The organism is Marinomonas sp. UCMA 3892 (genome assembly GCF_012726345.1).
GTDB lineage: Bacteria > Pseudomonadota > Gammaproteobacteria > Pseudomonadales > Marinomonadaceae > Marinomonas.
In genome coordinates this window covers 269,414-293,979 of record NZ_PTXN01000005.1, presented here as the reverse complement: position 1 = coordinate 293,979, position 24,566 = coordinate 269,414, and the positions used below count along the sequence as shown (strand labels likewise).

General features: G+C 43.9%; 24 protein-coding genes. 1 reads left to right on the top strand and 23 read right to left on the bottom strand.

Translation table 11 applies throughout. The annotated features are described in order from the left end of the window. Positions 1–220: 220 nt before the first annotated feature. From B6N13_RS09170 to B6N13_RS09120, 11 genes are all read right to left on the bottom strand, one after another. On the bottom strand, positions 221–562 hold the full coding sequence (locus B6N13_RS09170; RefSeq protein ID WP_100187466.1) for an AzlD domain-containing protein: 342 nt from the start codon (positions 560–562) through the stop codon (positions 221–223). A 2-nt stretch (positions 563–564) separates the two neighbouring features. Beyond that, positions 565–1,287: an AzlC family ABC transporter permease gene (locus B6N13_RS09165; protein ID WP_012069234.1), complete on the bottom strand. Its 723-nt coding sequence runs from the start codon at positions 1,285–1,287 to the stop codon at positions 565–567. Then, positions 1,284–1,814 carry a helix-turn-helix transcriptional regulator gene (locus tag B6N13_RS09160; RefSeq protein WP_012069233.1) on the bottom strand — a complete coding sequence of 177 codons (531 nt, stop codon included), beginning with the start codon at positions 1,812–1,814 and terminating at the stop codon, positions 1,284–1,286. The genes B6N13_RS09165 and B6N13_RS09160 overlap by 4 nt, the downstream gene beginning before the upstream one ends. A gap of 320 nt (positions 1,815–2,134) precedes the next feature. Then, complete coding sequence (locus B6N13_RS09155; RefSeq protein WP_169459186.1) at positions 2,135–2,977, bottom strand: methylated-DNA--[protein]-cysteine S-methyltransferase; 843 nt, start codon at positions 2,975–2,977, stop codon at positions 2,135–2,137. A gap of 13 nt (positions 2,978–2,990) precedes the next feature. Beyond that, positions 2,991–3,755 carry an SDR family oxidoreductase gene (locus B6N13_RS09150; protein WP_169459157.1) on the bottom strand — a complete coding sequence of 255 codons (765 nt, stop codon included), beginning with the start codon at positions 3,753–3,755 and terminating at the stop codon, positions 2,991–2,993. 59 nt (positions 3,756–3,814) lie between these two features. Further along, entirely contained in the window at positions 3,815–3,982 is a 168-nt protein-coding gene (locus tag B6N13_RS09145) for a hypothetical protein (protein ID WP_169459156.1), read from the bottom strand. Between the two features lie 657 nt (positions 3,983–4,639). After that, positions 4,640–6,214 (bottom strand): serine hydrolase domain-containing protein, encoded by a 1,575-nt coding sequence (locus B6N13_RS09140; protein WP_169459155.1) that lies wholly within the window; start codon positions 6,212–6,214, stop codon positions 4,640–4,642. Between the two features lie 193 nt (positions 6,215–6,407). Then, the gene (locus B6N13_RS09135; protein ID WP_169459154.1) at positions 6,408–6,914 is read right to left on the bottom strand and encodes a GNAT family N-acetyltransferase; all 507 of its coding nucleotides are present in this window, start codon (positions 6,912–6,914) and stop codon (positions 6,408–6,410) included. 92 nt (positions 6,915–7,006) lie between these two features. After that, on the bottom strand, positions 7,007–7,477 hold the full coding sequence (dfrA, locus tag B6N13_RS09130) for a trimethoprim-resistant dihydrofolate reductase DfrA (protein ID WP_169459153.1): 471 nt from the start codon (positions 7,475–7,477) through the stop codon (positions 7,007–7,009). Positions 7,478–7,505: 28 nt separating this feature from the next. Beyond that, the gene (locus B6N13_RS09125; RefSeq protein ID WP_248280277.1) at positions 7,506–8,105 is read right to left on the bottom strand and encodes a GNAT family N-acetyltransferase; all 600 of its coding nucleotides are present in this window, start codon (positions 8,103–8,105) and stop codon (positions 7,506–7,508) included. Positions 8,106–10,066: 1,961 nt separating this feature from the next. Beyond that, positions 10,067–11,014 (bottom strand): prolyl oligopeptidase family serine peptidase, encoded by a 948-nt coding sequence (locus B6N13_RS09120; RefSeq protein ID WP_169459152.1) that lies wholly within the window; start codon positions 11,012–11,014, stop codon positions 10,067–10,069. A gap of 250 nt (positions 11,015–11,264) precedes the next feature. Between B6N13_RS09120 and B6N13_RS09115 the strand changes: the two genes are divergently transcribed. Beyond that, positions 11,265–11,627 carry a hypothetical protein gene (locus B6N13_RS09115; protein ID WP_100635309.1) on the top strand — a complete coding sequence of 121 codons (363 nt, stop codon included), beginning with the start codon at positions 11,265–11,267 and terminating at the stop codon, positions 11,625–11,627. A 2-nt stretch (positions 11,628–11,629) separates the two neighbouring features. Here the strand turns inward: B6N13_RS09115 and B6N13_RS09110 are convergent, their stop codons facing one another. The 12 genes from B6N13_RS09110 to B6N13_RS09055 form a co-directional block, all read right to left on the bottom strand. Continuing rightward, positions 11,630–13,297: an ATP-binding cassette domain-containing protein gene (locus tag B6N13_RS09110; RefSeq protein WP_248280276.1), complete on the bottom strand. Its 1,668-nt coding sequence runs from the start codon at positions 13,295–13,297 to the stop codon at positions 11,630–11,632. Further along, positions 13,257–15,032, bottom strand: coding sequence for a thiol reductant ABC exporter subunit CydD (gene cydD, locus B6N13_RS09105; protein ID WP_169459151.1), 1,776 nt, complete (start codon positions 15,030–15,032; stop codon positions 13,257–13,259). Before cydD ends, B6N13_RS09110 begins: the two co-directional genes overlap by 41 nt. Positions 15,033–15,037: 5 nt before the next feature. Continuing rightward, entirely contained in the window at positions 15,038–15,148 is a 111-nt protein-coding gene (cydX, locus tag B6N13_RS09100; RefSeq protein ID WP_012069220.1) for a cytochrome bd-I oxidase subunit CydX, read from the bottom strand. Positions 15,149–15,212: 64 nt separating this feature from the next. Next, positions 15,213–16,349, bottom strand: a complete 1,137-nt coding sequence (gene cydB, locus B6N13_RS09095) for a cytochrome d ubiquinol oxidase subunit II (protein ID WP_012069219.1) — start codon at positions 16,347–16,349, stop codon at positions 15,213–15,215. A gap of 1 nt (position 16,350) precedes the next feature. After that, complete coding sequence (locus tag B6N13_RS09090; protein ID WP_012069218.1) at positions 16,351–17,925, bottom strand: cytochrome ubiquinol oxidase subunit I; 1,575 nt, start codon at positions 17,923–17,925, stop codon at positions 16,351–16,353. Between the two features lie 654 nt (positions 17,926–18,579). Beyond that, on the bottom strand, positions 18,580–20,373 hold the full coding sequence (locus B6N13_RS09085; protein WP_169459150.1) for a lysophospholipid acyltransferase family protein: 1,794 nt from the start codon (positions 20,371–20,373) through the stop codon (positions 18,580–18,582). Between the two features lie 2 nt (positions 20,374–20,375). Next, positions 20,376–20,828, bottom strand: a complete 453-nt coding sequence (locus B6N13_RS09080; RefSeq protein ID WP_012069216.1) for a hypothetical protein — start codon at positions 20,826–20,828, stop codon at positions 20,376–20,378. A gap of 24 nt (positions 20,829–20,852) precedes the next feature. Then, the gene (locus B6N13_RS09075) at positions 20,853–21,296 is read right to left on the bottom strand and encodes a YHS domain-containing (seleno)protein (protein ID WP_169459149.1); all 444 of its coding nucleotides are present in this window, start codon (positions 21,294–21,296) and stop codon (positions 20,853–20,855) included. 19 nt (positions 21,297–21,315) lie between these two features. Continuing rightward, positions 21,316–22,101, bottom strand: coding sequence for an NRDE family protein (locus B6N13_RS09070; RefSeq protein ID WP_169459148.1), 786 nt, complete (start codon positions 22,099–22,101; stop codon positions 21,316–21,318). After that, positions 22,101–22,658, bottom strand: a complete 558-nt coding sequence (locus B6N13_RS09065) for a hypothetical protein (protein WP_169459147.1) — start codon at positions 22,656–22,658, stop codon at positions 22,101–22,103. Before B6N13_RS09065 ends, B6N13_RS09070 begins: the two co-directional genes overlap by 1 nt. Positions 22,659–22,717: 59 nt before the next feature. After that, positions 22,718–23,851: a D-alanine--D-alanine ligase gene (locus tag B6N13_RS09060; protein ID WP_169459146.1), complete on the bottom strand. Its 1,134-nt coding sequence runs from the start codon at positions 23,849–23,851 to the stop codon at positions 22,718–22,720. After that, complete coding sequence (locus B6N13_RS09055) at positions 23,848–24,429, bottom strand: VTT domain-containing protein (RefSeq protein ID WP_169459145.1); 582 nt, start codon at positions 24,427–24,429, stop codon at positions 23,848–23,850. Before B6N13_RS09055 ends, B6N13_RS09060 begins: the two co-directional genes overlap by 4 nt. Between the last annotated feature and the right edge of the window lie 137 nt (positions 24,430–24,566).

Sequence of the window (24,566 nt, the reverse complement as noted above, 5' to 3'; positions counted from 1 at the left end):
TGAACGCCAATATCCCAGGAAATAACGCTGGTAGGCCTTAACTAACCAATGTCGATCTTAATAAATGTACAGATCGAGTAACCAATGTACCTTGAGTGGAGTCAACAAGCTATCCATAGGAGGAAATGTTTTAGAGGGGTTTTGTGGTAAATGAAAAAACTCAGCTTTTTATCTACCACAAATTGACTTGTCTATTTATTGTCTTAACAATCTATTCTTTTCATATAGGTAAAATTAGCGTCACCATTCCAAATGCCACGACCCCAAATAAAATAGGCAAGCCCATAGATCGTGTGCGCGTCCACACTCCAAAGGTAACCAGTATCCCAACACCAGTCGCTAGCCATGACAAAGCATCAGAGTGAGTAGGCACTAAAGAAGTACCAAACATTGCAGCGATCATGGTGGGTCCCAGTATCGTTAACCAAGTCGGCATTGAGCCTATGCCGTCCTCTGTTTGTCTTTTAGCCAAGCTTCGCTTCATCCAAATATACGGTAAAAGACGAATTAAATACGTGCCAATGGCAATACTGACAAGTGCCAGCCACATAGACATATCCATACTTACTCTCCTCCTAAAATACGTTGATTTTTTAGCGCGTAGAACAGCACTGCACCGCTCATAGCCGCTAATGGAATGGCGACATTCGGGTAACCTAACATTTTCAAAATTACCGCGACGACAGCAGACAAAAAAATGGTCATCGACCATAGACAATTATTGCAGCGTGGAATGATTAAAACGAAAAATAGAGCCGGTAGTGCAAATGGCAAAATATCGCTGATTAATGGCCAACGTTGCGTCAATTCGTCACCGGCAATGGCGCCCAGTGCGGTACCAGCAACCCAACTCAGCCAAGCTAACACCGCCGCCCCCGTGTACCAACCTATCCGCGCCTGATCTGGAAGCTGTGGTAAACGGGCGTGAGCAAGCGCAAAGATTTGATCCGTTAAACCATGCATGAGTGGAAGCCACTTTTTATCATGATTTAGGTAGGGAGATAGGTTTGGTCCATACACAACGTGCCGTGCATTAATTAACAACGTCATGATAACCACCAACCATAACGGCGCGCCAGAAGCGGCCATAGCCACAAAGAGAAACTGTGATGCGCCTGCATAAATAAAGGCAGAGATAAGAATAGTTTCTAACACGCTAAAACCAGACTGAACGGAAATCAAACCAAACGATATAGCCACCGGAATGTAACCGCCAAGTAGTGGAATAGCATCTTTTATACCTTGCTTCCAAGGTGTTCCTGTAAGGGTTTGGGTTGCAGTACTCATATTGAAACGTCCTGTTTAGAATAGGTAATGACCATCATTAACGTCGCCCATGAATCGTCAGTTTGATAACTGTGTGGAACGTCTGCTGCGAAAGTATGCGCCTTGCCAATTTCCAAATGGCGTAAGTCATTATTTTCACCCGCCAGCAACTTTCCGCTGATCAAGGTAATGGTTTCTGTCGTGCCAGCAATATGCGGCTCTGATTGCTTAATAGTGTTCGGCGCGCAAGACATCCAATACACATCAAGGCGCGGATTGTCCTCGCCCTGATCGATCAGCCTGACCTGCACACCGTTTTCGCCCAATGTAGACTCCACAGTAGCAACCAAATCTCCAAACGGAACATTCAGCTGTACAGCCAAACGCCAAATCGTTTCTAAAGTCGGATTGCCCTCACCTTGCTCAATTCGAGACAAGTTAGACTTCGCCAGCCCAGCATCTAGCGCAAGCTGAGACAAAGACAACCCCTTTGCCATGCGCATTTTTTGTATGTTGCGACCCAACGAGCCAAGAATAGGTTTATTCATCATGCACCTCAAAATGTTCTTTATATAGAACGTTCTATATAAAGAACAATAAAAAGTCAATGACATTGTAGGAATATGGAGAAGATTAGGGAAAGACAGGTTCATCGAATCACACTTTGATAAACTCATCTGCCCCTAGATTATTTGCGATTGTTTTTTGTAGATCGGCCTTTAGACCGTCAAAACGTGATTTGTCATAATGCGTTCTTTGTCGACCAATAACGGTCTACTCGACATCTAACTGAGGCAATGATAATGCCCGCTGAACATCAAGAAACGTCTGCTTAGTGTAGTACCCCTATTTATCATCTAAATCTACATTACTGTACAACCGGTTCATCCCGCATTCTTTCCCATGTTTGTACCATAAGCTTCTTGGCAGGACCCCAACGGTAGCCGCCAAGCGCCCCACTTTGCTGTATCACTCGGTGACAGGGAATCAGTAACGCTACAGGATTTGCCCCAATAGCGTTACCAACGGCTCTTGCAGATCGGGGGGCACCAAGTGCTGTGGCTACCTGAGCATAGCTGGCCACAGCGCCCGGTGGTATTTTCAACAGCGCCCGCCATACAGCGATCTGAAAATTTGTCCCCTTCACGTGGATCGACAGCGGACCATGTTTGGCGGCTGTATCACTGCCAAAAAACGCATCAACAACATGGCGCGTAGATGGAAGACTCTCCCTAATTGAACTGAGCGGCCAAGCGTTATGCAAATTATCTAGCATCTCGTCCATGTTGTTGCTGTCCATGAACTCTGCTCGGCAAACACCCCGCTGGGTTACCGCGACAAACATAGGCCCCAGTGGGGTGGTATGTACGCCGTACTCAATTTGAACCTGCTTACCTCGACTTTTATACTCACCAGGTGTGACAGCCTCTAGCTGTACAAAATGGTCATGTAACCTTGAGCTACCACTTAATCCAAGTTCATGTGATACTTCGAGCAAGGAATGAGAATTCTCTAGCAACACCTTGCCTCGCTCCAATGTCAGGACCTGTAAAAAGCGCTTCGGCGTAGTTCCCGCCCACTGACAAAACAGCCTTTGAAAGTGATACGGACTCAAATGCACATGGGCGGCTATCTCTTCAAGGCTGGGCTGATCCGCTGCCCTATCAACCAAATAAGCCATAGCGCTTGCAATTCGATCATAATCCGACATGGTGCGACCTCTCTCAGACACGATTTATGGAAACACCGCCATCTACCAACATCGCTGAACCCGTTGTAAAACTCGAGGCATCGGATGCTAAATACAATGCGGACTGAGCAATTTCATCTGGTGTCGCCATACGCTTAAGAGCATGCAGGTTGCGTACAAACGCCAATGCTTCTGGCGTATTGGCAAACTCACGTCCCGCTGCCGTATCGGTGCCACCAGGCAGAAGAGCATTAACTCGGATGTTCTGAGGCCCATGCTCTGTTGCCAGCACTTGAGTCAACCCAATAAGACCAGCTTTACTGGCTGCATAGGCCGCCATGCCTGGCATACCTGCGGTGTAACCAACAAAGGTAGAGGTAAAAATTAATGAACCTCCTTTTCGGGCTTCCATAGCAGGCAATTGGTACTTTGCCGCCAAAAATGCACTGGTTAAGTTCGTCGCAATGACCTGATTCCAATCCGTTTGCGACATCTCCGAGACAGGGCCCATAGCACCCAAGATAGCTGCATTGTTGAAAGCGATATCTAATCCACCAAAGTGACTTACCGCCTTATCTACCAGAGCTTTGGCAAAAGCTTCATCACCAACGTCACCCGCTAATGCCAGCGCCCGCCCTCCTTCCGCATTGATTGAGTCCGCAAGATCATCAAGCTCTGTTTGTCGCCGTGCAGCCACCACGACGGCAGCACCTTCTTTCGCAAAAAGCTTCGCAGTTGCGTAGCCAATACCAGTGCTGGCACCGGTAACAATAGCAACTTTATTGGCCAGTATGTTCATCGATTATTTCTCCTATTTCTGCTGACAATTAAAGGGCACGTGCCCAAACAGATGTCATATTAGGAAATGAAATGATGACTGCCGACCCGAATCTTGCTGTACTTCAATTGTGCTATATCTTGATGATCAAAATCCATAGGAAAAAAATAACGAACTTCATCGCCCAACTCTTCGATGTATGCGTTATAACTTTGGATATACGTTGAAAATAGTAAGACTAATTCCATTTTGTCTCCGGTTAGGTGTGGTATGTTGGTTTTTTAAAAGGGTGTTTGAAACGGGTTAACAGTTCTATTTCCAAAACTGTCACCACTTCTTATGGCTAATAAAATTGAGTGGTTTTGCATGATCGTAGCACGCACCACACCATGAATCAGGTCGTTCATTTCCATATCCTGCTTCCGCAGAGCAAAAACCTCTTGCCATACCATCGACAAGACTCAGAGCGATATGCTGGCAAATATAGTTCGCTCACAACATTCTATGTAATTTTCGGATTCAACCATTGATCTAACGCCCGCAATACCAGACACTTTGGTGCGCAGCGAAAAATTATTCCGAGTGCTTGCGTTTGTTAGGTATTGCAGGCGATTCGCCACCACAGTTTTCTAGATTTAATGCGCTTGTCAAAACGTGTCAATCCAAGAAGATAATACATCAACATCCTGTGCTATCTATTGAAGATCAGGGCACGGGGCAGGAAATTCATCAGATTGAGAATATTCAAAAACTGAGCATCTAGACATCAAATCATCAACAAGATCAAAATCACTCTGCTCTATCTTCGATAATCGCGACTAAATCTACATATTGCATGACATTCTCTATATCTATAAAAATTAACGCCAAAGAGAGCTACAGCTTTGTCGTTAATTGTATTCTCGCTATATTCTTTCGAAACGCGCAGGCCCATCATAAACAAGCAGTTCAACTTCCAATATCTCTGCCTGATCATCTCCGCCCGAAAACCTGACGCCAGAACGAGAACCTTTCGGGGCATTTTCATTATCAACATCAAACACCATCATAGCACCATCCCATGCTTCCAAATGGAATACTTGCTGTTCTGGACCGGCTAACAAGACTAACCCACCAGACACATCTTCGCGCACTTCAACCGTTCCAAAATAAGGATGGCTATAAAGACCAATGCAATAACTAGCTGGAGGCATAGCAGCGGCAGCTTTCGGGAAAGGCTTTCCAGCCGTTTGTCCTAGTGGCTTATAAAATGCAGCAAACAAAGGTTCATAGCCAGAAAACCAGTCGCGTCTAATCGCGCCAGTCTGCACAATATCGGTAAAACTTGAACCGATCGACTCAACAGCCCCAACTGGAGACGCGTTAGATAATACAACAATGCCAACATCAAGAGACGGAATCATAGTAAAATGGGTTGCCGAGCCTAATATAAAAGCCCCCGAATGACTAAGGATAACCCGGCCACTCGGATCTGTTCCGACAATGAAACCGTAGCCATAAAAGCTCGCGCGCTCATCCGGACTATTTGGCCTTTTCGAGAAACTTTGCGGACTAATAGCCGGTTGTAAAGCTTCTGGTCGGATAAGGTCACCACCATTAGCAAGTACCATCTTCATCCACTTCGCCATATCGTTAACCGATGAACTAACACCACCAGCAGGCGACTGAGCATCGGGCTGACGGTTATACAATGGAGCAAAACCATCGTCGGTTATAACGTGGGGAATGGCTCGGTTTTCACGCGCGACAAAGTCTTTATAGCGTGAGCTAGTATGCGTCATACCAAGAGGCTTAAAAACGGCCTCTTCAGTCAGATCACTCCATGGCATACCTGACGCTTCAGCAACTGCTTCCGCTGCCGCCGTTAGACCAAAATTCGTGTAAGCGTAGCTAATACGAAACGGAGAAAGTGGTAAAAGCCTCAACCGTTCAAGAATCGTTTGACGATCAAAACCAAGAACCTCAAGTTCATCTCCAGCATGGTCTGGTAAACCTGATCGGTGGCTGTAAAGATCCCCGATGGTCAACTTGTCCCTAACAGCCGTATCTGAAAGGGCAAACCAGGGAAGAAGATCTTTCATGCGACTGTCCCATGAAACCACACCTTTACTAACCTGCCGAGCAACGGCTGTCGCACCAACAGCCTTAGACAGCGAAGCCAGCTGAAAGACAGTATCCGGTGTAATAGGCAAACTGTTTTTATCACCGCGTACCCCAAAACCTTTGGCGTAAATGGTCTTATCACCATGAACCACCGCAACAGCAATGCCCGGAATACCACTACGAGCTTTTATATCTTCAATAATACTATCCAACGCGGCGACAGCTTCCTCTATCTGGCCTTCAGGAACAGAAATACCAGAGGTTCTAGATGGAGAAAGTTCTTCAGCAAACAAGAGAGAGGACAAAAATGTAAGCGAGGCCGAAGCCAATAAAGCGGAAGCCACAAAACGGTGACATGAAAGCCTAAAAGTTAACATGAGATACCTCATATTCTCATTTTGTATAAACCGGCTCCGCCGAGACATCTCATCGTCAAATACTGACAAAGTCAAATCTGAACCAAAGCGGCCATCCCAGCCTTAAGAAAATCCTGAGCCCCTAACTAAATAATAGTCCTTACTACTACATTGAATTTAATAATACATAAGCATTTATTCAAGATTAAAATATCTATAAAACACCATTTATAAAATACCGCTGAACCACTTTACCATCCAAGGTCAATTCAGAATGCAACTCACCACCGTTCGCAATGATAGTACTGGCCGAAGCATAGTTGTCTTTATAACAATGCACATGGACACAACTTATCCCCATAGCATTTAGCTTTTCTACTGAAAGCTTCATTAACAACTTACCCAATCCTTTGCCTCGATAAGAGGGACGAATGCCTAGCCCAATATGACCACCACATTCTTCTATCGCGCTATTAAGGTAATGACGTAAATTCGTCACACCAACCAGCTTATCCCCTTCCACCAGCCACAAGGTTGTACTTGGCACAAAACCATCAGGTAGATTTATACCCAAGGAAAAATCAGACAACTTCGCTAAAAGTGTATCGAAATCTTGATGATCAAAACCCATAGGAAAAGGATAACGAACTTCATCCCCCAACTCTTTGATGTACGCGTTATAGCTTTGGATATATTTTGAAGATGGTAAGACTAAATCCATTTTGTCTCCGAGTTGAGGTGTGTTTTTTTAAAGGTGTTTGAGATGGTTAAAAGCTCTATTTGCAACACTGCCACCGCTTCTTATGGCTAAATCTACTTTTGCCAAATGCGATACGTATAATCTAAGTTTGAACTAAATCGTTGTTTGAATACTTCACTATAGCCATCAGGAACTTGAGGAAAAAACACATCACCATCAATATCTGTATGGACTGTCGATATGTGCAGTGTATCAGCGCAATGGATAAGTGCTTTATAAATTTCTCCGCCACCAGACACAAATGCATGGTCGGTAACATTTTTCAGTGTAGATAATGCATTATCAATTGATGAAAAATAGAATACATCTTTATCGTCTGATTTTAACTCAGAGCGAGTAATTACCGCATATTTTCTATTTGGGAGCTTCCCCATAGACTCAAAAGTCTTTCTACCAACAATTAACCATTGATTATATGTCATAGCTTTAAACAGCAACTGCTCACCTTTAACAGACCAAGGTATATCTAAGCCTGAGCCTATTACACCATTTTCAGAAACTGCTGCGATTAACGATAATTTCATACGACTCCAGTGAGGGTTAACACCGCAATCAGGCGCTTGTCGCCTGCATTGTCTGGTTATGCTGCTCTGGACAATCACTTACCAATCGTCCATACATTGCCGAATCAGAAACGATTCCATTGACCTCCCAACGCTGCCTTAGCAGACCTTCTTTGGAAAACCCGAGTTTCACTAGAGCTTTCGCTGAAGATTGGTTGTCTGGGTCAATCTCTGCTTCAATTCTCCGCAGTCCCAATGAGTAGAATCCATACTTAATCAATGCTTCTCCTGCCTCATTAATATACCCTTTTCCCCAACAAGAGCGACCCAAACCAAAACCGATCTCGGCACGCTTGGATTCTTGGTCGTAGCTAAACAACATACACTTTCCAGCCAGTTCGCCTGTAGACTTCAGATACACGCCTAGTATGAGCGACTCTTGACGCCGCATCGAATCGCTACTTTCATTAATGAAGTCAATAGCGTCCTGAATTGTCGTCCAAGGCGCAGTATTCCAATACCGCATAACCTCAGGATCTGAAAAAATTTTTAGTAGGCTATCCGAGTCATCAATTGCTAAAGGCTTCAATATTAATCGTTCGGTTTCAATAACTGTGAAAAACAACTCTTTGGGCATTAGATCCTCCATTTCTACGCATAACATTTTGTAAATACACATGCGCGTTTAAATATATTTATATTTAAAACTTTCTTAAAATTACTATAAATCACTGACTCTAAAGCCATTAACAAAGATTGCAACGAAAGTTAAAACTGGAAAAACGAGCGTGCGTGTTATTCCTTTTATCCACAGCGCGTTATTTCTGCTGTGTGAATCCTTATTCATTGATATTAGTAGAATTTTTTACTTTCCACCAGTACAAAACGCGCGCAACTGGTTTATTTAAAATGGCTAAACGCGCAAGAAAGTACACTATAAAAAAATAAACTGTATATCTATCCATTAATTGCGTTTTGGTTTTCACCCTAAATAAGCCTGTTCGATGCAACGAAGTTGCGCGCCCCTATGGAGTTTCAGAGTCATTAACAGAAAGATTCTCTCGGACAGCAAAACCAATCTATGCCTTACGATAAAAATCGTGTTGCTAAACCAATATTAAACAACATAAATGAGACGTTTGGGCGAAAGCCCGATAAAGCGAATTTTTGGTTACTTTTTGGGCGCTTGCAAAAAGTTACCCGCTCAGCAGAGCGGAAAAAAACTCGGGAATACAAAGCGTTTGAATGGAACATGGATTCCGTGTCGGGCTGAAGCCGTTGCCCACAATGAAAGCTTCGCTTTCAACGGCGAATCACGGTCGTGCCTCCCTCATCCGCCCTACGAAAACCAGCATTACCGATGCTGTCAGTTCGACGCGACGAAGTTGCGCGACTTTATGGCGTTTCAGGGTCAGTTAAAAATTCCCTTCCTAGAATCCGCAAAAACAATCCATGCCTTAGGATAAAATTCGTCTTGCTAAATCTAATCTTAAGCAAAATGAATGAGACGTTTGGGCGATAGCCCGATAAAGCGACCTTTTGGTTACTTTTGTGTCGCTAGACAAAAGTAACCCGCTCAGCAGAGCGGAATAAAGGTCTGGAATACAAAGCGTTTGAATGGAACATGAATTCCGCGTCGGGCTGAAGCCGTTACCCACAATGAAAGCTTCGCTTTCAACGGCGGATCACGGTCGTGCCTCCCTCATCCGCCCTACGAAAACCAGCATTACCGATGCTGTCAGTTCGACGCGACGAAGTTGCGCGACTTTATGGAGTTTCAGAGTCATTAACAGAAAGACTCTCTCGAACAGCAAGGCCAATCTATGCCTTACGATGTAACGAGCGTAGGTAGCAATCATGGGGCTATGAAAAAAATCAGGCATTAAAGATCTTAAAGCGAATTTTTGGTTACTTTTTGGGCGCTTGCAAAAAGTTACCCGCTCAGCAGAGCGGAAAAAAGGTCGGGAATGCAAAGCGTTTGAATGGAACATGAATTCCGCGTCGGGCTGAAGCCGCGACCTACAATGAAAGCTTCGCTTTCAGCGTCAGATCACGCCTCGTTCCTCGTCTCATCAGACCTACGTTCTTTGGTGTCTATTATTGAATTCACTATGAAGTCAGTTCGACGCGACGAAGTTGCGCGACTTTATGGAGTTTCAGAGCCATTAACAGAAAGACTCTCTCGAACAGCAAAACCAATCTATGCCTTACGATGTAACGAGCGTAGGTAGCAATCATGGGCCTATGAAAAAAATCAGGTATTAAAGATCTTAAAGCGAATTTTTGCTTTCTTTTGAACTGAAGTTTTTGGGCGCTTGCAAAAAGTTACCCGCTCAGCAGAGCGGAAAAAAGGTCGGGAATACAAAGCGTTTGAATGGAACATGGATTCCGCGTCAACGGGCTAAAGCCGCGACCTACCTTAGACCATAAGAGCTTGATACCCGTTTTCGCAGGAGTAGCCTTACTCTCGGCCATTCATGGGGCCTCGTTGCTACACTCTTTACTTACATTTTTCCGCTAAACAACCAGTAATTTTATTTACTCTTTAAACCTATCACTCCTTGCTGTTAAGCAATTATCATCTAAAACTGATTTAGTTTTACTCTGCTTCTAAATATTCTTTTCCGGAGTTCCAAGTATGGACTTCAACCAACTATTTATATCATACACTATCTCTTTACGTTTACTTTCACCGGCACTATTCACAAATCCATGATCAAGTCCTTCGTATCTTCGATATTCAATATTATGCTTTTTAAGCTCTCTAAGATTAGCGATCATTTCATCAACTTTTTCAGGTGATACTGATACATCGCTTCCCCCTTGGAGGATAAGTAAAGGAGTATTCACCTTTTTTAAAACCCAAAACTGATCAATAGATAGCATTTGATGCCACCATTTGTAGCCATGTCCACTAACTTCGAGCTCATTTGGCTGGCTGTTAAGTATATAATGTGAAAACTCTTTAAAACCCTCGATTCCTTCTTTCGCTTCTACATGATTTGCAGCGCTTGCTGAAATATTATGTATTACGTCATCTATAAACTTTCTCCCTCCGCCATTAAAAGAGACTGTTGCATTTATACCGTCAATTTTTACTGATAATAGATTCGCTATAATTGCCCCTTCGCTTCCTCCAAAAACAATAAGGTTAGCGTAATGACTGTCTTCTCGTATAAATTTCAAAACTCTTATAACATCAGCCACTCGCTGCTCTGGGCTGTCGTTTTGTATATATTGTGCTGGACAGTCATGACGTTCTACCTCTTCGCTATAAGTCAGCGTTTTATCTATACCGTATTTTTCAACCAAGAGAACGTCTGCTGCAGGCCAAATATTTTTATAATCTGTAAAGATTGATTCAACTTGTAGCACACTGTTGCAGTCAGAACCCTGAAGAATCAGCAACAACGTATCACTCTGTGATTCTGGTAATGAGCGAAGGAGGTAATAGGATATTTCAGTGCCATCATCCCTACTTATAGAATGAGTCCTAATGCTTTCGGCATTTAATGAAAATGTCAGAAACAATAATATTAAATATAATACAGCTTTCATTTCCCCCCCTAAATTTTATCAATGCGTCTACACGTTTACACATATTTAAAACCTTCTTAATATTACTATAAGCAGCTGATTCTAAAATCATTAATAGAAATAAAATACATTTTTTATTTGCTATGGAACCGTTTTTTCGGACTAAAACCTCGCCCCACAATGAAAGCTTCGCTTTCAATCGGCATTTTTTAAAATTTAGAGCCGCTGCGCTTATGATGCCCTACGCTTTAGTTTTACACGAATAGCTACGATGAAATCAGTTCGACGCGACGAAGTTGCGCGACTTTATGGAGTTTCAGAGTCATTGTTTGAAGATGTATCTCTTACTAAAAGAACAATCCATGCCTTACGATATAACGAGCGTAGGCAGCAATCATGCGCCTATGATGAAAATCAGGCATTAAAGATCTTAAAGCGAATTTTTGGTTACTTTTTGGGCGCTAGCAAAAAGTTACCCGCTCAGCAGAGCGGAAAAAAGGTCGGGAATACAAAGCGTTTGAATGGAACATGGATTCCGCGTAGAGCTAAAGCCGCGACCCACAATGAAAGCTTCGCTTTCAACGGCACATTACGCTGCGCTTATGATGCCCTACGATTAGCTAGGGAGTTATAGAGCTAAAGCTCGATGACTCTTGAGTTGTCGCCAATGCGGCTGCCCACGTGACTAACGAGGATTAAAATGTCTGGTTTGTAGTCGTTCTCTAATGAGTGACAAATGGTTTCGATGGTGGCTTTGTCTAAGCCGTCGAAGGGTTCGTCTAGCAGTAGAACGGGAGAGCGTCTTAGCAGTAAACGCGCTAGGGCAAGACGTTTACGTTGTCCACCTGAAAGGTTACGGCCTTGTGGGCTTAGTAAAGTCTCTAAGCCATTTGGTAAGCTCCGCGCCCAGTCACCGAGTGCTACGGCTTCTAGTACTGCCCAAAGTTCTTCGTCGCTTGCATTGGGGTTGCCAAGGTGTAAGTTGGCGGCAATGCTTTGCTGAAAGATATAAGGCGCTTGAGGCAAGTAACTTAGCTTCGCTTGATACCTTGGGTTGTTGTAAATTGGGTATTGTTCATCGTTAATGAAAGCGTCACCAGAGGACAGGCAATCACCTGCTATTGAGGCCAATAACGTCGATTTACCAGAACCACTTGCGCCTCGAATCCAAACAAATTCTCCCTGTTTTATTTTAATATCTGTGGCTGGACTGCCCATACCACTGGGCGCATGGTAGCCGCGCCATTGCTTAAAGGTGAGTTGTTCAATTCTATTAATCGGCTGCTCAGATGCCGCTTGTTCATCTTGATGCAGTTGATTCAAACGACGTAAGCCCACTTGAGATTGGCCTTGTGCAACAAAGGATTGCACCAGCGGTAGCACCAATTCGTTTACCGCCAGTATAGATAAAACAAATCCCACGACCCAAGTACCCTGCACGCCAGCAATTAAGGCCCAGCGGCCAGTTGTGTCATCCGCTTGTGCTAGCAAATAGAAACTACATGCCAATAAGAAAATGGTGACGCAGTAAGATAACAAACGCCCAAGGCTAACGGCTTGTTGGATACGAATTTCTGTTTTTCTTTGGCGTTCATCCAGTTGACCAAGACGCTGTGCATAATCTTCCCAACGTCCGCGAATAGTAAGCGTAATCAGTGCAGAGAAGAAGCTTACAAAGCGACTGCGACGATGCACTCCAAGTATTTGACCAACGTGTACTTCATGGCTGGCAAAGCGCCCACATAGGTAAGGAACAAGGACAATATGCAATAACGCGGCAACACCTAATGGCATGAGCAAGGTAGGCGAAATGAAATAGGCAAAAATAGACACGGCCACATAAGATAGTAGTGCGTAGATCCAAGGTAGAAACACCACCAGCGGCCAACGAATAATTTGATCTAGGTCGCTTACTAGGCGTTGTAACAAGTCTCCACGGCTTTGCTGGTGTAGGTTAGCGGCGTCATTGGCAACGCGCTGATCCCAAACCCAAAGGCGTAAAATCCGTAGCAATCCTAACAGGTGATTATGAGATGTAACTTGTTCGCCATAACGACCTGCGGTTCTTAAGATAGCCAAACCGCGAACAATCGCACCAGGAGTGAGGTAGTTAAATACCAGAGCCACGCCCATGGCGGTTGCCAACCCTGCTGCGGAGATAAACCAACCTGAAACCCCTAACAAGGCAACACCTGCTAATGTCGCAGCGATACCAGTAATAACAGGTATGATGAATCCCCATGGGTTAGCCAGTAAAAGGCGCTTAAGCGATAGCTTGGCGGTTTTCTTTGCGTGACTGCTCATGCAAACCTCCTGTGGTTAATACCCAATGTTTGTCGACCCAAGTGATAGGATGTGTATCGTGACTGACGATGAGTAAGGTTTTCCCTTTCGATGCCTTTTCTAACGTGTCTAGCACAGTTTGGGCGGTTTCTTTATCCAATCCAGAACAAGGTTCATCCAGTAACCACATGTCTGCTTTTGACAATAAGGCTCTGGCAATAGAAAGGCGCTGCATTTGTCCGCCAGATAAACCAGCCCCAAGCTCAGTTAACTTGGTTTCCAGTCCATCAGGTAAAGCTTGAATAAATTCATCACATTGGCTTTCTCGCAATGCGGCGGCGATCTCGCTTTCGCTCGGCGGCTCAATACCTAAGAGTAAATTTCGTCGAATGCTGCCATTTACCCATTCTGGTGTTTGTGGCAGCCAAGCCAATTTTGCGCGCCAAGAGGCTAAATCTAACTCGCTAAAAGGCAGATCATTGACTAGAAATTGCCCTTCATAGCCGTCTTCAAACCCCAACAATAGATGTAATAAACTGGATTTTCCCACGCCAGATTCACCACTCAACCAAACACGCTCACTTGCGGTGATATTGGCGGTAATAGGGGCTAATCGGTAACGCCCCTCTTCCGACCAACTTAGGTTTTCAAAGCCGATAGATTGCAATGGCTCGGCCATGGCGGCTTTTCCAAAACGATTGGCTGTTTTTTGCTTTTCTTGTGATGACGCAACATGCACTGGCGCATCCAGTATTGCTAATAGATCGGTCGCCGCGGCTTCCGCTTTCTGTTTCGCGTGGTAGTCATTACCTAGTTGGCGAAGTGGCAAATAAAATTCTGGTGCAAGCAGTAATAGAAACATAGCTTGCGTTAAGGTAACGGGCGAGCTGCCCACTTGCCAAGGTAAGACTTCTAATAAGCCTAACCCCAAGTACAAGGCAATCATGGCAATAGATAATGAGGCAAAAAGCTCTAAAGTAGCCGTTGATAAAAACGCTAATACCAAAACACCCATAGTTGTCTTTTGGTATGAAGCGGCGCTGTCGGACAAACGCTCGCGAGCTTCGGCTGTTCTGTTAAGACGTTTTAACTCTGCTAGCCCTTGGCTTAAGTCCATAAATTGGTTGGACAACATGGCTAAGACATTAAACTGTCGGCGGTTGGCTTGTGCGGCTTTATGGCCAACAAAAATCATGAAGATGATAACCAATGGCGCGGTCATCATGAATACAAAGAAGGCGATCCAAGAAATAGACACAACGGAAAGTAGGATCACACAAGGAATCAGGGTCACCATAAACACTTGTGGTTTATAGCGACTAAAGAAATCGTCTAACGCGTCTACTTGTTCGTAAACACGAGTAGACAGCGCCGCATCTTCTTCGATCCTTAGGCGCGCAGGCCCAAGATTTGTTAGATGCGACACCAATTTACTACGCAAGCTGTAACGAATATCACGGCTTGCGCTAGTGCAAATTCGCTCTCGACCAAAGCTGGCTAGAGCGCGAATTAATAAAGCAAATAAACCCATAACAAGTAGAGACAAAGAAAAAGATTGGTGCAACGCCATGTCTGAAAAGACATTCGCGAACGCCCAAGCTTGCAACACCAAAGACACAGCAAACAACACACCAAAGCCTTGTGCAAGACGGTATTTTGATGACTGCTGATTCGCTAACTGTCCCAAAAATACCGCTTCTGGTGTTTTGATTCGACTAGGTCGACGTGCCTTTTTTGCTTCCTTATCTTGCATCATAAGGTTTACTTCTGCTCCTCTTCACCTTCGTAACCTTTAAATTCTAACCATACGGCGTTGATAATACCGAAAGAGCAAGCTAACAATACACCAAGAACCCAAGCAAAATACCACATATTCTGTTCCTCTATATTTAGCTAGAGGATAGCGCTTAAATCGCCCTATCCTCTAATCCAATTACTAGTAAAGTGAATGATTGTTTTCTTCGATGTGTTTCTTAGTCAAACGACCGTACATCACAAAGTAGTTCCACAATGTATAAATAAGAACGATTGGTACAAAGATACAAGCCACAACGAACATGATCATCATAGTGTTTTCACTTGAAGTCGCGTCCCACATAGTCAAACTCATGCTTGGGTAGCTTGAAGACGGCATCAAGAATGGGAACATAGACCCACCCGCAGTGACGATAATACCTGCAATACCCAAAGATGAACTTAGGAAAGACAATGCGCCTTTTCTCATTACCGCAGTAATGGCTGCGAACAACATACCTGCAATGCCGATGATTGGAGCCAACATAAGTGCAGGCACTTTGTCGTAGTTAGCTAACCATGCGCCAGGCTGTACTTCTGCTGTTTTCATTAACGGAGTCATTACTTTATTGCCATCAATGGAACTAGTTAGAACATAACCATCAATACCGTAGGCTAACCAAACACCCGCAATGATAAACAATACAGCCGCTAGAGCACCTGTGATTGCCGTGATACGGCTGGCTTTTTCTAGCAAGGCATCGTCTGTTTTCATTTGCAACCAAGCACCACCTTGAGTCATGAGCATAAGCAAGCTGACCAAACCACAAAGGATCGCAAATGGGTTAAGTAGTGCAAAGAATGAACCTGTGTATGTCACACGTAAGTATTGATCAAATTCAAATGGAACACCTTGCAACAAGTTACCGAAAGCCACACCGAAAATGATTGGTGGAACCGCTGAACCAAAGGTAATCCCCCAGTCCCAGCCATTACGCCATTTTGTATTTTCCAGTTTAGAACGGTAATCGAAGCCGATTGGACGGAAGAATAATGCCGCCAATACCAACATCATCGCAAAATAGAAACCAGAGAATGATGTTGCGTAAACCACAGGCCAAGCTGCAAATAAAGCACCACCAGCTGTGATAAACCAAACTTGGTTGCCATCCCAGTGAGGAGCAATCGAGTTAATCATAACACGGCGTTCGGAGTCGTTGCCGCCAATGATTTTTAGCAAGCTACCAACACCCATATCGAAGCCATCGGTTACGGAGAAGCCGATCAACAAAACACCTATCAATACCCACCAAATGACTTTTAATAATTCGTAATCCATCTTACACCTCCTGTTTCAACTGAGACGTTTCTTGTTCAAGCGAGTAGCGACCTGTATGCAAACTAGAAGGCCCTTGCTTAGAAAAGCGAATCATCAAGTACATTTCAGCAATCAAGAACGCTGTATATAGAACAGTAAAGCCAATGATTGTTGTCCAAATTTCAGCGGCAGTTAGGCTAGATACGGCCACATGGATAGGTAAGATTTCACCAATCGCCCATGGTTGACGACCATACTCGGCAACAAACCAACCTGTTTCACATGCAATCCAAGGTAAAGGCAAGCTCATTAAGCACACTTTTAAGAAGGTACGGCTTTGACCGATGCGACGACGCGCATTTTGGTAGAAAGCCACGGCGAAGATGAACAGCATGATAAAGCCACATGCCACCATGATACGGAAAGAGAAGAACAATGGCGCCACCCGAGGAATAGAATATTCAACAGCTTGGTCAATTTCTTCAGATGTCACACGGTTAATATCTTCATTAAAAGCCGTTACCAATAAACCGTACCCTAGGTCGCCTTTTACTTTTTCGAAGTTTTCTTTAACAAGTGGATCGTCAGAACCATCGCGTAGTTTTTCAAGCAACTGATTTGCATAAATACCGTTGATGATACGTTGGCGGTTATGCTCTTTCAGTTCCTTGATACCAGTGACTTCATCACTTAAAGAACGAGTCGCAATGATCCCCATCAAGCCAGGAATTTTAAGTGCAAATTCGGTTTCCTGTAGCTCTTGGTTAGGGAAGCCAATCAAGGTGAAATCTGCAGGCGCTTCTTGAGTTTCCCATTCAGCCTCTACCGCTGCCAATTTCACTTTTTGAACTTCACCTAGTTCATAACCAGATTCATCACCCAAAATGATAACGCTTAATACAGATGCCAAACCAAATGCAGAAGCAATGGCAAAAGAGCGGCGAGCAAACGCAAGATCACGACCTTTAAGTAAGTAGTAACTTGAGATTGCCAAGACAAAAATGGAACCTGTTACATAACCAGCCGAAACAGTGTGTACAAATTTCACCTGAGCCACTGGGTTCAACAATAAAGCACCGAAATCAACCAATTCCATTCTCATGGTTTCGTAGTTGAAGTCTGAGCCTACTGGGTTTTGCATCCAGCCATTGGCAATCAAGATCCACAAAGCAGACAAGTTAGATCCTAGAGCCACGCCCCAAGTAACCATTAAGTGCTTCACTTTGCTTAAACGATCCCAACCAAAGAAGAATAAACCAACGAGCGTCGATTCTAGGAAGAAAGCCATTAAGCCTTCAATGGCCAACGGTGCACCAAAAATATCACCTACGTAATGTGAGTAGTAAGACCAGTTAGTTCCGAATTGGAACTCCATTGTCAAACCTGTAGTCACACCTAAGGCAAAGTTAATACCAAACAATTTACCCCAAAACTTAACCATGTCTTTGTAAACTTGCTTACCTGTAATTACATAGACGGATTCCATGATTGCAAGTAAAAAAGCCATCCCTAGCGTTAAAGGGACGAACAAAAAATGGTACAGAGCAGTGAGTGCAAACTGAAACCGCGATAATTCCACTACAGCTTCGTTAATCATATAGCTTCAACCCATTCATTTGATTGAGAAAAAAAGGCGATCGTAGACACTTGTTTAATATGTGCTCTTGTTATCCAACGCCCACCGAAGCCTCAAAACATTTCAAGGCTTACTATAAGGCCAGATTATGAGTGTAGTTGCGATTGGAAACATTGCGTTAGATCAAGATAAAGAGAGTGAAAGAAATAAGTAGTAAAAAAGATTAGCTTAATGGGCAAATAAATTAGTTCTAAAGGGCGACACAAAAATGATAGGCAAGTATTGACGTATAAAATGTATGATCAGTATCACAAAAGAATTATTTTCACACAGAGCCATTTTTCTTATTTTGGAACCTCATCAATGAGATTAATTTTGAACACTGTGCATTCTTACTTAAAGCTCTGTTTTATCTGTCTGTCAGCTGCTTTTTAGCGGCTTGTAGCATGCCTAAAGAAATAAAAGAAAATGAAGATATTGCTCAACAGGTTATAAATACGCTGGGGCTCATTCAAAATCATGTAAAGGTGCGGGACACATTACACATCTGTAGTATCCAGATAAGGTCATTGAAGTCATTCGCGAAATGAACACTCGTAGCGCTAAATAATACCTTCCAGCTCCCCCCCAGCTAAGGGGGAGATTATCTTCTTCAAAGCCACAAGACTTCACTTACTATTTCAGCAAATACGCTTCAGCTTCTTCTCGTCCCATGTATTTGCCTAAGATCGATACAGGCACGTCTTTTAAATTCACCACAATCAAACCATCCAAGGTGTTATGAAAAGCAGGGTCCACATTGAAACACACCAATTTTCCATTCATTTTTAAATATTGACGAATCAACACTGGAAGGCCTTTGCCCTGCTCCATTCTCGATAATACGTTAGATAGCAGGGTTACACTGGCTAATGACGATAATAAATTGGGTTGCCAAAACACGGAGCCGCTGTTTCTAAAAGGAGTCGAAGGCATCACCAAGCTGGCTTTTTCTTTGTCATAATAATGAACCGATAAGGTTGCCGCGATTAATTGTCTTGCAACATGACTGTACTCATTGCTAATACTCACAGGGCCAAATAAGTTCGTGTATTTGGGGTTGCGATAGGCAAAAGTCGCAATGCCTTTCCATAGTAACAATAAAGAGTTTAAGTTCTTTTGATACTTCCCTGCGACAACAGACCGACCCATTTCAATGCTTTGCCCTAAACTATCGATAAAGGCTTGGTCGTAATGAAACAGGCTACGAGAGTACAAGCCTTTTAAACCATGTTGTTTAACCAGTTTATCCACCAGCCCCATTCTATAGGCACCGACGACTTCTTTATTGCCATGATGCCAAACAAAAAGCTGGTGGTAATACAGATCATATTCGTCGACATCACAGGCCAAACCACTGCCTTCCCCCACAGCACGAAAGCTCTCTTCTCGTATACGGCCAATTTCTTGAATAAGCAAAGGGATAGATTGTGTTGGTGCGTAATAAACACTGAACTCCCCCTGCTCCACGAGCTTCATTTCGCTGGGAAGACTGGCGATTTCACTCTCTAATAGATCTGGATTTATAGCGGCAATAATAGGTAAATCAACTTGCTCAGTGTGAGCGACAGACTCTTGATCCTGCTGCGGACTCATTAAATAGGTGTTTAAACGCAAATAATTAACGAGGTCTTGATTGTTATCGAACTGATTAAGCTCTGAAAAGGGCATCGCGCTACCAATGGAAATCTCAATAACGGACGACTTCTTATTCAGCAACTCTCGTCCGAGCATTGCCGTTCTCAATAACGGATGAATTCGACCTGCTTGATAAAAAAGCTCGCTGTTTTTGCCATTGATAAAAATAGGAACCGTAGTCGCCTCACTGCGCTTCAAGAAATTCGCAACAGACTGACTCCATTCAATGTCCGCCAATGCCTGTTTTTCTTTTAAAATATCTGATGATAAAGCTTTGGATGGTTTCGCATAGGTAGACACTTCCCCAGCCGGAAAGACAATCAACACCCCGCCCTCGGACAAATGTCGATGGGCATCACGAATCGCCTTGCCATTCGTCCGCTGAGCGTTTTTGCCACCGAATACATCCACACCGATAAATAAATCACTGATTTCAGGCAAACGCTTGAGCAATTCATTGGCCAGCACTTTCACATCACTGCGCACTTGTCCAACCAAATCTGCCAAGACCACACCTTCAATCGCACCAAGGGGATGATTGGCGACGATCACCACAGGACCGTCTTTGGGGATCTGGTCGATGCTTCCTTTGGCAATGGAATAATCAATATCCAAAGCTTCTAGGGTATAACGCATAAATTCAAAGCAGTTCTGATTACTTGGCCTTTGTTGATACAAACGATCTAATTTAGCGAGTCCTGTCGCCCATTCAATAACAGATTCCCCTACACCAAATGGTGTCACTCTTTTTAAGCGAAACGGACTTGGCAAACGAACAGGACTGGCTAACATAATTAGGCTCCTCTATTTACAAGCTTGTTTAACGTGCCTTGTGGTGCTCGAAGATCTCGTACTGATAAAAACAAAGCGCATAACCAAACCAAACACGCCATGGTGAAAAGCAAACCACCATCGTTACCAACGATCTCACCCACTTCATTGAACTCTGGCATGACCACACCCAATGGCGTAAACAGATGAAACAGAATGGCACCACTCATAATGCCCATTGCCATCAAAGCCCCCAGTCCATGCCATCGACTAAACAACAAAATAGAAGCAATCAATTCAGCCACACCAATAATGTAGCCACCGTATTGACCAAAAAACGCCAATCCAGACCAAGCGCCCAGCACGCCAAAGATATGGTCGGTCTCATAGGAGCCAGTGAATTTAAAGAACAAGGACTGCACAAATACAAAGGCGATAAACACCGTTGGTACATATTTCACGATTTGCTTATTCATCTTGATTAACCTTATTTTTAAGTATTATTTTTTATTGATTAGCGTTGGCCAGTTAGCATCGGCTTGTTTGATGTGCAAAGCCGGATCTTGATCCCACTTGCGTTTGATGTTGTTGTCGTAATTTAGATAAAGTTTGCCGTCAACAATCGCCCAATCTTTCGGGTCAGCTGACGCAAAATCGTTTTTTACAGACACAGCCCAAGCGCAATAACCGCCATATTGTGGCGCGTATTTTTCTGGTTCTGCCTTGAACATATCCAGATGCTCTTGAGTAGCGAAATACCAATCCGCACCTTTATATTCGGTGACAAACTTATCACTGCCTTTGACCGGTTTATGATCAGTGAAATAGGCCACTGTGTCGTAACCGCTCAGGGCTTTAGAACTAAAGTAGCCGGTGTAAATTTCATCTTGCGCTTGGGCAAAACTGCTTATAAACAAGGCAAAAAACATCATTAAACGCGTCATAACAACTCCTAAATTTTGATTAATAAGAACCACTAACGAGAGAAACCTTTTCTTGAAAACAGCTGTCTTGAAAACGATTGTTTTGAAAACCATTGTCTTGAAAACCATAACTCTGAGACGCCAAGGCTTGTGGCGTTAAATGCAAACACGGAGATCCCGCTACATAGGTCATCTGCAAATCGTTTTTACTCGCTTGAATGCGTGTGAAGCACACGGTTTGAGCATCTTCTCTGTGCATACAAACCGAGAAATGAGACTGTTCTGGATGGTGCTGAGAATGAAACAGCAGCAAATCGTCAGCGCATGTGACGGCTAGTTCGTCATAGACGGATTGTCGATAAGCCGTGACTGTTTCTAGTTCCACTGCAGACGAAAAATGCGGTGATTGGGCATAAAGAATCGATGCGTTTTCACCATCCCATTGAAACTCTCTAACCTTGCTATTACCCAGTTCAAAAGCCAGTAAGGTAAAAGGGGCAAACTGTTGAAGATCCAACTGGGCAAACTGCCATTCAATTTGAGCAAGCCCTGTGGCACTGGATAATTGCTTGACCAGTTGCCCACGACTCGTCAGTTGGCCTGATGGCGTTTTGCCTTGATAGTTATTCAGCAAACACAAAGACACACCGGCCTCGTTTAAGCTAATCCAGCTGCCTTTGCCCACAGGATCAATCGGCATGAGCACTTGGATGCCTTGCAGAACAAAAGACTGAGGCGACAAGGCGGGAGTTCGTGTTTTTTGCTCATCACGATTAAAAAACAGCTGATAACCAGATTCGTCAATCCACCAAGAAACCGAGCACATTATGATTGCCCTCTTAAAAATGTTGCTGTGGCTGGGGCAATACCAAAATCTTCATCGATACTTTTATTCATTAAGCTGGCGGCCACTTTCACCATGGCAAAATGATGATTGGCATGCAGAGCAGCAAAGGTAATTTCACGCTCTAATGTGGATGACATAAGACAAGCCTGAGTGTGTGACACAGAGACTTCCGTCAAAATACTCACGCTTTTTTTGAGTTGTTTATCCGATAACCCCATCAACCAATGTTGTAAGCGTGCGATTTCTTCCAAGGCAACCGAGCGCGAGGTTTCCACCGCATGACCACGGCGACGCCGGTTATAATCGATCACTATTCCTGCTTGATACACGGCATTAAAGACATCTAACCAATGACGAAAATGCTCTCCAATAGAACTGTTTACCACAGGCTTCATCGACGCTTGATAAGACTCGTCATCTAGCATCTGCAAACAACGAGAAGCCTGAGCAAATACCTCAAGACAGCCTTGCACTACAGGTGCGTAAGTTGCGGCTGGCAACTCACTTATGTCTCTTTTCTTTAATACCGGTTGCATCTTCTTTCCTTCCAATACGGCACTGAACCAAAACCTAGAATTTCACTTAAAACGGCGCTTCAATCTGTGCTGGGGTAATGTTGAGTCAGGCTTTTTTCTTCACGCCACGCTTTTAACAGGGAGCGAATCGAGGGGGATTTAAAACCGCGTTTTTTCTGCAAAGCACCAATCTCGAATAAGATTCGGTACTGTTTTAGAAGGGTGTTAAAAATCTCTGAAAGCTTGGTATTGCGATCCCAAATATGGGTCGCTTCACTACTGGCGCCATTCATTTCTAAAATGGAAAATTGCTCGCCTGCCATAAAGGATTCGATATCAGCAAACTTGATGTCTAAGCGGCCGTAGTAGTAACCCTCCACGTCTTTTAGAATCTCATCCAATTGGCGAGTTAAAGCTTCTGTGATGTATTGGTTACCATTGCGAAAGATCGACCCACGACTGTGGCTGCCAGCAAACGCCAGGGGATACTCTTCGCCTTCGGCGGGGATCCAATCCAGCTTTTGCGTATGACGTGGGAAATACAGGTGAGTTAATTGCCCAGCACGAGGACAGCGCTCGATCAGCTGTTTCAAGCTGTGTGTGCCATCACCAACGACACTCGGAGCGTATTTCAATGTGATGGAAATAATTTCGCCCTGTTCGCGCCCTGGATAACGAACATAAAAAACACCCGCCTCCGCTTGGTAAGGTGCTTTTCTTTGCAAAAGAAACTGCGCAGAAGCAGGAAAATCCTCTATATAGTCTTGAAGCTGATCGGCGGATTTCAGTAATTTGACGCCGACACCACGACATCCCAAGTCAGGCTTCGCCACGATAGGAAAAGACAACTGAGCCTCTACCATGGCTTGTAGAGCGCTTTCTAACTGAGTCGCTGAGCTTTGTTGAGTTTTCGTCAGAGTAATAAAAGGCTCAATCCATTGCTTAGCGAATGGACCTGCCAAATTCAAAATATCCGTTTTCGATTCGCCCACCATGCCACTGAGCTTGATACTGGGATTGGCAATTAATGGCAGGCAAACATCCCCATGACGCAGACCAAGAAGCAAACTCTGCATAACTACAGGCGTATAAAAAAACCAGCTTGGCATGAACTCATAAGGTGAAATACTCGTCTCTTCTTCTATTTGAAGTAACGGCATTCCTGCATTAATTTTATTAGGCGCAATGAACTGCCCCTTTACCATGACGCTCATGACATACCTCGTGTAAACGATTTATTGAGAAAACGATTCATTAAAAACAACAGGCCAAAAGCCACAGGAATTAGCAGCCATTTCAGCTCGGACAATGACATAAACACATGGCTGCCAACTTGATAAATCAAGGTGAAGACCAGCAAGGTCCAAATAGAAGTTGCAAGCAAAACCGCGCTAAAAAAGACGGGTAATGGGATGGCCAAAAAGCCACTCAAGGTGAAACCAATTGTTCGTAAACCAGGAATAAAACGGATAAGAAAAAGGTTCGCAAAAGCCCGTTGAGTCAGCTTTTGTCTAATCACTTTAAAGGAAGTATTGGTCAATGCCCGATAACGCAACCAGCGGACTTTTTGGGCATAGCGCCCTAGCACATATAAACCTAGGTCCCCTGTCGCAATACCGATAAAAATCGACATTAACGCCAGCGAGGGAAGCAAATCCCCATTGGCAGACAAAGTCGCTGCGGTGGCAATGGCTAGGTCTTCAAGTAAATAGGACAAGAGCACAATGCCAACACACAATAATGTCAGCGATGTGTTGGCAGAGGTTAGCCATGTTTGAAGTTCAGCTATCAAGGTAAATCACCTACCCGCATTATCTAAAAACTTGGAAAAATCCAAGTACCCTTAAATTGTTTCTGGGAATTAGACGTGGGTAGATATGGATTTATTACAGCAAAATTAAAAAACGTTAAATTAAATGGCGCAGAAAG